We start from the raw sequence: 8,695 nt of genomic DNA on the forward strand, positions 1-8,695 counted from the left end.
GATAGCACCTGCGGGGCTGCGAGTTTGCTTCCATTCAAAGTTCAGCAAGTTGCTTAAGTAAAGCGATGTCCAGCGCGTTGGCGCTTGTGTCCATGCACCTTCTAAACCACTGGTCACGGTGTCTTCAGAATGACCTTTACCGCATTTGTTTTTCCAGCCTAAGCCTTGTTCTTCAATGCCCGCTGCGGCTGGCTCTGGGCCTACGCAATCTTTAGGTTTGTGTGCACCGTGCATTTTACCAAAGGTGTGGCCACCGGCGATAAGTGCGAGGGTTTCTTCGTCATTCATTGCCATGCGTTCAAAGGCCACGCGGATGTTTTTGGCCGAACCAATTGGGTCAGGCACGCCTCGTGGGCCCTCAGGGTTAACATAAATTAAACCCATGTGAGTCGCACCTAGTGGGCGCTGTAGCTTGCCGTTAACGTCTTCTCTGTCGCTGGCCAACATCTCAATTTCAGGACCCCAATAGACTAAATCTGGCTCCCAATCATCGGCTCTACCACCGGCAAATCCATAGGTTTGAAAACCCATGTTTTCTAGGGCTACGTTACCCGCTAACACCATCAAATCTGACCATGAAAGGGCTTCGCCGTACTTTTGTTTAACTGGCCACAACAAACGTCGTGCTTTGTCTAAGTTGCCATTGTCTGGCCAACTGTTTAGCGGTTCAAAGCGCTGTTGACCGCCGCCTGCGCCACCACGACCGTCAAGTGTGCGATACGTGCCTGCGCTGTGCCATGTCATACGAATAAAGAACGGACCATAGTTACCGAAATCGGCAGGCCACCAGTCTTGCGAAGTGGTAAGCAAAGCGTCTATGTCACGTTTTGCTGCATCAAGATCGAGGCCTGCAAAGGCTTCTGCGTAGTCAAAGTCAGGGCCATAAGGGTTCGAACGGTCATCAAAATCTCGTAAAGCTGATAAATCTAATTGATCGGGCCACCAAAATTGATTGGACTTGGGTTGATGTGCTTTAACCACACCGGTTCCCATCGCGCCTGCTGGCTTAACTGACTCCTCGCTTTGTGCAAGCACAGGACTGCTTAGCAAGGCTAAACTGATCAGCCCTGAAAGACTCTTTATGGAAAATGCTTTTTTCATAGTCATGGTTTGACTCCAATATTTCACTGCAACAAACACCGCATATTAAAAATGCGAGACATTGGTCATCAGCGATATGTAAATACTTCGTTAACCAAAATTCAGATAGCTGAATGTGAAAAGGCTAACTTTTATGAACTGCGAACATATAGACTTCTTCGTAGTGGACATAAGTATAGACGGGTTAAAGAAAAGCGTATTGCGAATAAAAACGATACACGCAATCGGAAAAATAGATGATGTTTAAAAAATGTTAATTTTATGACAGTGCAGTTATGTCAATAGAGCACTGGTTAAGTCATTTATCCCAAGCCGTTTGATGCCTCAGCTTGGGATAATTTGAATAGCGACTTATTATTAAATGCAGTATGTTTTTAATGGCGGGAAACCATTGAACTCTATCGCGCTGTAGGTTGCCGTGTAAGCGCCTGTAGAGAACCAATATAGTCTATCGCCAATCTCTAAACTGAGCGGCAGACTCGGTTTATAATCTTCATACATGATATCCGCACTGTCGCATGTTGGTCCGGCCAAAACGGCTTTTTGCTCTTTGCCAGTTTTTTCAGAATACACCACGTATTTGATCGATTCCCCAAGAGTTTCGGCTAGCCCAGAAAATTTTCCCACATCGGTATAAATCCATCGATGTAGGGCAAATTTATCTTTGCGTGAGATAAGCACAACTTCACTTACCAGCATTCCCGCTGGCGCGACTAAAGATCTACCCGGTTCCAAAAATATCTCTGGCATGTCATCTTGAAAGTCTTCTTTAAGAAAGCGGGTAATTTCTTTGGCATAAACATCCAACTCATGAGTTGCAGAGGAATAATGTGCAGGAAATCCGCCACCCATATTGATCATCTTCAAGGTGATGTCATTCTCATGTTTCAGGCGTTTAAAAATATTACTGACTTTTGCAATTGCAGAATCCCAAGCGCCAATGTCGCGCTGCTGAGAGCCTACGTGAAACGACAATCCGTAAGGGACTAAGCCGAGTTCTTGGGCCAACACAATCAAATCCATTGCCATATCATTCTGACAGCCAAACTTTCTTGAAAGTGGCCAGTCTGCGGTTTGGCTGCCTTCCGTTAAAATCCTGACATATACCTTAGAGCCCGGAGCAAATTCCGCAATATTGCGTAAATCTGCTTCTGAATCAGTAGCATATAGCCGGATGCCTTTTTCATAAAAATAGGCAATATCTTTGCGCTTTTTAATCGTGTTGCCAAAACTAATGCGATCAGCATTTACACCTATCGCTAGCACTCTTTCAAGTTCATAGGTAGAGGCAATATCAAAGTTTGACTGCCTCTTTTCTAATAACGTTAGAACAGCCTTTTCTGGATTAGCTTTCACAGCGTAATAGATTTTTGCGTAGGGAAAATGATGTACTAAGCTATCATACTTTTGAGCCACTACCTCGGTATCAATGACCAAAAATGGTGTCTCTTTGTGGTCAGCGAACTGTTTAATTTTATCAAAAGACTCGGGGGTATAAAAACGCGATATATCAATGTTCATAATGGTAATAGTATCGATGTGATGCTTGGTAAGATGTAGGGCCATAACAGCCAAAAGTGAGTGAAATTTAAGAATACCTGCTTAGGTACTGGGCAGAAATTCACTCACGATATTTGGACAAATATAATGTAGCCAAATTGCTGTAGCTTTTAGCACTGAATTGTATTTTCGTCTAGTGATTTCACGCCAACGCAATCTGGCTTTTATGACTTATCGTTTTTTACAAGTATTGAGTGCTTAGCAAGCCTAAATTCATCGTTCATGAAAGACTCTTTATGGAAAATGTTTTTTGCGGGTTCATGGTTTGAGTTCAATAAATATACTTTTGGATCCTTCAGGGTCAGTGTAACTTAATCCGACTCATGCAGAGCAATAAAAATACCTTAAGATGCTTCAGGGTCAGTGTAACTTAATCCGACTCATGCAGAGCAATAAAAATACCTTAACCAAGGTCCTGTTGATTAGATAGTTTGCGATCTCCAAGAATGTTATTCAGCGATCTTCCTGATGTTAATACGCAGGCAAGCGTTTAAGTGCAGTAGCTCTGTCTGCCGCTCAGTCTGCAGATGCCCTCTACTGGCGTTGTTCTGTTTTACAATACAATGGGTGAATATTTGGGGCTTAAGGTGCTTATATCAGAAATTTTCGAGCTTAATATTCGATTAATTCAGAGTTACTTGAAACGACTTTTAGATTAAGTTCAGAGGTGATTAAGATTAACTAAAAGGAATTAGTAATGTCGACTAACACGTTGCCAGCTTCAAATCACTCAAGTATCATTTCACCAAGCACCAAGCACCAAGCACCAAGCACCAAGCACCAAGCATTAGCTTAACTGCAACACGCCTTTATTTTATCGCGCTATTCTCGCTTTGCTCTCTTACGCTGTCTGCGCAAGAATTAATCATTACAGAAGAGCCAGTTGAAGAACAAAACCCTATCGCTATTATGCTAGAAGACTGGTGGGGCGGCGGTGGTTTTAATGCCCCTGAAGACGTTGAGCCTATTGTTGATTGGCAAAAAAAGCAGAATGCTAATGAGCGCTTACAAGTGTTTGGCGACGATTTTTTAGGCGACGCTATCGACCCTCACACCGGCTCGTTAGTATTTACGCACACCGACATTGCCTTACCAGGCAACAGCGCCCTGCCCGTTGCGCTAGTGCGCAGCCGAAGCAATGGTCTAACTTATAGAGACGGCACCAATGTTGAGTTTGGTGACTGGGACATTAAAGTGCCACGCATCAGTGTTATGTCATTGAGCGCCCGCCCATGGACAGGGCAGCGCTGCTCATCGCGCTCAACTCATATTCTCACTCCTTATTCAGATAGAAGCTCTTACACCCCAGCAACGCAATACTCAAATGGCATTACCTTGTCGGTGGAAGGCGTGTCTTCGGCTCAAATTCTCGATGATACCGGCGTTTCGCTATGGCCCACTGCTGCGACTAAAATGACCAAAGACTATTGGTATTTTACCTGTATTACCGCCTCAGATGGCGGCCAAGGCTTTATTGGCCATGCACCAAATGGTGACAAATATCGGTTTAATAAATTTTATACGGTAGAGGCACCTAGAATGGGGTTCATTGGCGCTGCTACCAAGGCTCGTAAAGTTTATATACTAGCAGCCACAGAAGTCACTGATGTGCACGGCAACTGGGTAAGATATACCTACGATAGCTCAAACCGATTAACTCGTATTTACGCAAACGATGGACGCGACATCCGCTTAACTTATTCTGGAAATCTCATTACTCGCGCGAGCGCACATGGCCGCACGTGGACTTATCAGTATCGCCAGAATACTTATCAACGAAGAATGTGGATGCCACAAGCATATCGCACCATGACCGGCCAAGTGCTCAGTAGAGTAGTGCAACCTGATGGACAATTTTGGGAATTTAACCTCGATGGTATGACCGCTACCGCTGCACCAGCGGGCCGTGACCGCTGTCAAAAATGGCAAGAAACCGTTTCGGTCAAACATCCTTACGGCGCAACCGGCACATTCGTATTAAAAGATACTGAGCATCGCCATGTATATGCCTCGCAAGTAAGACGCACTGAGGATTGTATGTCAGGAGAATCTACACCGGGTGGCGGCTCGTTGGGCACAGGCGCTTTTATGCCGCTGGATGATGAAGCTACCACCGCGACTATGGCAATTATTGAAAAGCGCGTAACCGGGGCAAACATGACCCCATCGGTTTGGCGCTATACTTATGAAAATGACACTCGCTCAGGCACATCGTCAGACGACCGCACGAACTGGACCAAAGTACAAACGCCAAGTCATCATGAAACCTACTACCATTCTTGGGTCAGTGAGCCGCTAGGCGGTAAGTTAATGCGCAAAGAAACCCGCGCACATGCGAGTGGCCCAATACTTAAAACTGAAACCTATCAATATCAAAAAGAAGCGCCGTTGGGCTTCGCCTACACGTTACAATATCCGGGCCCTGGCGACATCAATACACCGGTGCATCAAACGTCTGTGGTTATTAAACAAGATGGCGATACTTTTACCACAAACAATATTTTTAATACCCAGCATAGCTCTAGCTTGTATTCGTTTTCCAAGCCAGTCGCTACCTCCATCCAATCAAATGTATCGACCACGCTTCGCAACATTGAATATAGCTACGAGCACAATAAACCCAAGTGGATACTAGGTTTGCAGAAAACGCGAAAGGTCAACGGGAGAGAAATAGACCGCAGTAATTTTAATAGCGATGGGCAGGTGACCACTGCATTTAGAAACGGCGCGCTTTATGCAAATTATGGCTACAACAGCGATGGCACCGTAGCATGGGCAGAAGATGCCAATCTTCGTCGCTACCAAGCGAGCAACTATCGAGCCGGTGCACCGCAACGCATAATCAGACCAGACAATGTTAACGTTTATCAAACGCTCGATATGTTTGGCGGCATAACGTCGTTAACTGATGCTAACAACAACCAGTGGACCTACAGCAGAGACAACATGGGTCGTCTTACCGTGGTCAATCCTCCGGGCAGTTGGACAAACACCGTCCACAGTTATTCGTTTAATGCCTCGGTGGGCCCTGTGCACACTATCACCCATGGGCCAAGAGTGGATACTATTAAGTATGATGCGCGTTTTCGCCCAGTCGAAGAGCGTGTTCGTGACACGCTAACTAACCGCACCACTTACACCAAAATCAATTACGATACAGCCGGCAGAGAAGTGTTTCGGTCATTCCCTTCGTTTAATAGCAATCCCACCACAGGGGTCACAAAACAGTACGATGGCTTGTCACGCCTCATCACAGAAAGTGAAAACGTATCGCCCTTTGCGACCACGCGCACGAGCTATCACAGTGGTCATAGAAAAACCGTGGTGGATGCTGCCAACTTCGCCACGCACTATTATCACTATGGGTATAACGGGCCTAACTACCAGTTTGTCAGCAAAATAGTCTCGCCGCACGATACAACGACCGACATCGTGCGCAACATATTTAACGAAGTCACCGAAGTCCGTCAACAAGGTCGACATAACGGTATCTTTGTTGACCAAAAGCGTAACTACTATTACAACAGTCGAAGACAACTGTGCCGGATTAGTGAGCCTGATGTGGACGATACAGTATATCAATACAACAATTGGGATTTACTCGCCTATCAAAAAGGTTTACCAGCAGGCTCAAGTTGTGCCACGCCAAGCGGTGTAGGCAGAGTATCGTTGGTCAGAGATGATGTGGGGCGCATAAAGCAGCGTGATTATGCCGACACCGGCACCCCTGATGTGTTTATGAGCTACGATGGCGTGGGTAACCTTTTATCGGTTAACCGTGGCGGTGCTAACTGGACTTACAGTTATAATACCTTACATTTACCAACATCAGAGCGTCTTACCGTGGACGGTCGTCAATTTAACCTTGCCTACCAATATAACTTGCACGGACATTTGACCAACACCACCCTCCCAGGTGGCACTAGCGTAAATCATACGCCTGACGGACTTGGCAGAGCGCGCACGGCTGGCAGCTTTGCTCATAGTGCGACTTATCATGCTGACAGCCAACTTTCACAGTTTACATTTGGAAATAACTATTACTTCTCACAAACTTTAAACAGTCGCATGTTGCCGCAGCGACTGCTAAGTGTGAATCGTGGCGGAGTGAAGCCGCTCGACCTGAATTATTCATACGATACCCGTAAGTTAGTGACCAGTATTATCGATGGTGCTGTAAGCAATAATAATCGCAACATGACCTACGATGGCTTAGAGCGCTTAATTACGGCTAGCGGCCCCTGGGGACAAGGTACGTTCTCATATGACAGCCTTGGCAACATTCGCAGCAAAAACCTGGGCTCACGCCGAGTCACCATCAACTACGACAGTAATTTAAGAGTTAAACAATCCATCGATACCGGCGGCTTAGGTGGCTCAACGGGCGTTCGTTCATTCGATTATGACACTAGGGGCAATACGGAGATTGCCGGAGCCCTCACCTTCACTTATGACTATGCCGACCAACCCATAACGGTAAGCGGTGCTGAGCAAGGTGTGTATCAATACGATGGCAACTTTAAACGCGTTAAAAACACCGTGGGTGGCGACACTATTTACAATGTTTACACCCAATCGGGGCAACTTGCGCATGTGCACAACATGAGCAAAAATGAGCGCACCGATTACGTGAAACTGGGCAGCCTCACCGTTGCCAGAGTGAAAAACGGCACACCCACCTATTTACACCATGACCAACTTGGCACCGCTGTAGCGGCTACTAACACCTCTGCCAGTATTATATGGACGAAGCGTTATACACCATTTGGTATTGGATTAGACAACAACAGCAGCAATGACGACCAAGCGGGTTACACAGGGCATATTGAGGATGATCATACTGGGCTTGTGTATATGCAGGCACGATACTATGATCCAGTGATTGGGCGGTTTTATTCGAATGATCCAAAAGACGCTTATTCCTTCCTATCGCAGGGTAAGGTAGCTGGCTTTAACAGGTATGCTTATGCTGCAAACAACCCATATAAATACAAAGACCCCGATGGTAAAGATTATATCTCAGTTTTTGTTTCAGTAGATATTCCATTTGTTGGCGGCGTTGATGTAGGGGCAGTTTCATTTTCTCAAAATGCAATTACAGGTCGAGGAGAGAATGATTTTGGAGTTTTCGCTAAATTTAGCAAACCAGTTGAAGGTGGAGGTGGTAATGTTGACCCAACCGGAATTGGTGGTGCGGCAGTTGGCGTAGAAACGGGAAGTAATACGCGAGAAACTTTTGATGGTACTAACGCTAGCATTAAAGCCGGACTCGGTACTGTAACAGTGGGTGTGGGTGGCCTCCTGCCATCAAGTGAGGACATGAATGTTTCTTTAGAATTTGGTCCTTCTGTTGGTTTAGAGGGGTATCAAGAACAGACTTTTTCGGCTACCTTTGGAGATGTTGTTGATGCTGTTAAAGAGTTTTTCAGCGAAGAATCTGATAATTAATTAGGAGTAAAAAGAAAAGCCTATGAATTCAACATTGAGATCGAGATATGATTCACTAAAAGCTATTCTAAGCTACTACTGGATTCCCATTATATCAATGGTCGTTGGGGTGGTTTTTCTCCCGGTGGTTGTTATTGGAGCATTGTATGTGGCCGTTGCATCACTAGCATATTTGCGTCACGCGCTTAGTCCGTGTCCGAAGTGTAGAAAACATTTCTTCGGCTTACCATCGATCATGTCTGGAAGCTGTTATTCAATGATGGATGATTCATGGAAGTGTAATTCTTGTGGACAAAAATATGATGATTAAGAAGACAGATTGACTGATACAATTGAAAAACGAAAAAGCAGAACTCACTAAAATAAAGGGGTCGTAGTAAATTTACCTCGTTTCGTAAAGCTCTATCACCAGATGGGGCTTTCTTTTTTTATAACAGGCAATATCTCCATCAAGCTGGGCTTACTTTATTGTAACCGTCGCCTAAAGACCGTCACCTAACTTAACATTCCAAGGCAGTAATTGCTCGATGTTAGGCTTAGGCTGGGTAAAGGCGTCGAGTAAATAGGTGATGTAATCATAAGGCAC

Annotated in this window: 3 protein-coding genes; 1 reads left to right on the plus strand and 2 read right to left on the minus strand. The window is 45.3% G+C overall.

Annotated features, from left to right (window positions below):
* On the minus strand, nt 1-1,107 hold a 1,107-nt coding region (locus AB9H30_RS19025), incomplete at its 3' end, for a peroxidase family protein (RefSeq protein ID WP_371196380.1).
* 351 nt (nt 1,108-1,458) lie between these two features.
* Nucleotides 1,459-2,667 carry a type III PLP-dependent enzyme gene (locus AB9H30_RS19030; RefSeq protein ID WP_371196381.1) on the minus strand — a complete coding sequence of 403 codons (1,209 nt, stop codon included), beginning with the start codon at nt 2,665-2,667 and terminating at the stop codon, nt 1,459-1,461.
* A gap of 903 nt (nt 2,668-3,570) precedes the next feature.
* On the opposite strand from AB9H30_RS19030, the gene AB9H30_RS19035 reads away from it, so the two are divergent.
* Nucleotides 3,571-8,109, plus strand: coding sequence for an RHS repeat-associated core domain-containing protein (locus AB9H30_RS19035; RefSeq protein WP_371196382.1), 4,539 nt, complete (start codon nt 3,571-3,573; stop codon nt 8,107-8,109).
* The last annotated feature ends 586 nt before the right edge of the window (nt 8,110-8,695 follow it).

It is taken from the genome of Glaciecola sp. SC05 (genome assembly GCF_041380235.1).
GTDB lineage: Bacteria > Pseudomonadota > Gammaproteobacteria > Enterobacterales > Alteromonadaceae > Glaciecola.

Coding starts and splice junctions, on each gene's coding strand:
- AB9H30_RS19030 (WP_371196381.1), bottom strand. CDS start 2,667: ATGGCCCTACATCTTACCAAGCATCACATCGATACTATTACCATTATG.
- AB9H30_RS19035 (WP_371196382.1), top strand. CDS start 3,571: ATGCTAGAAGACTGGTGGGGCGGCGGTGGTTTTAATGCCCCTGAAGAC.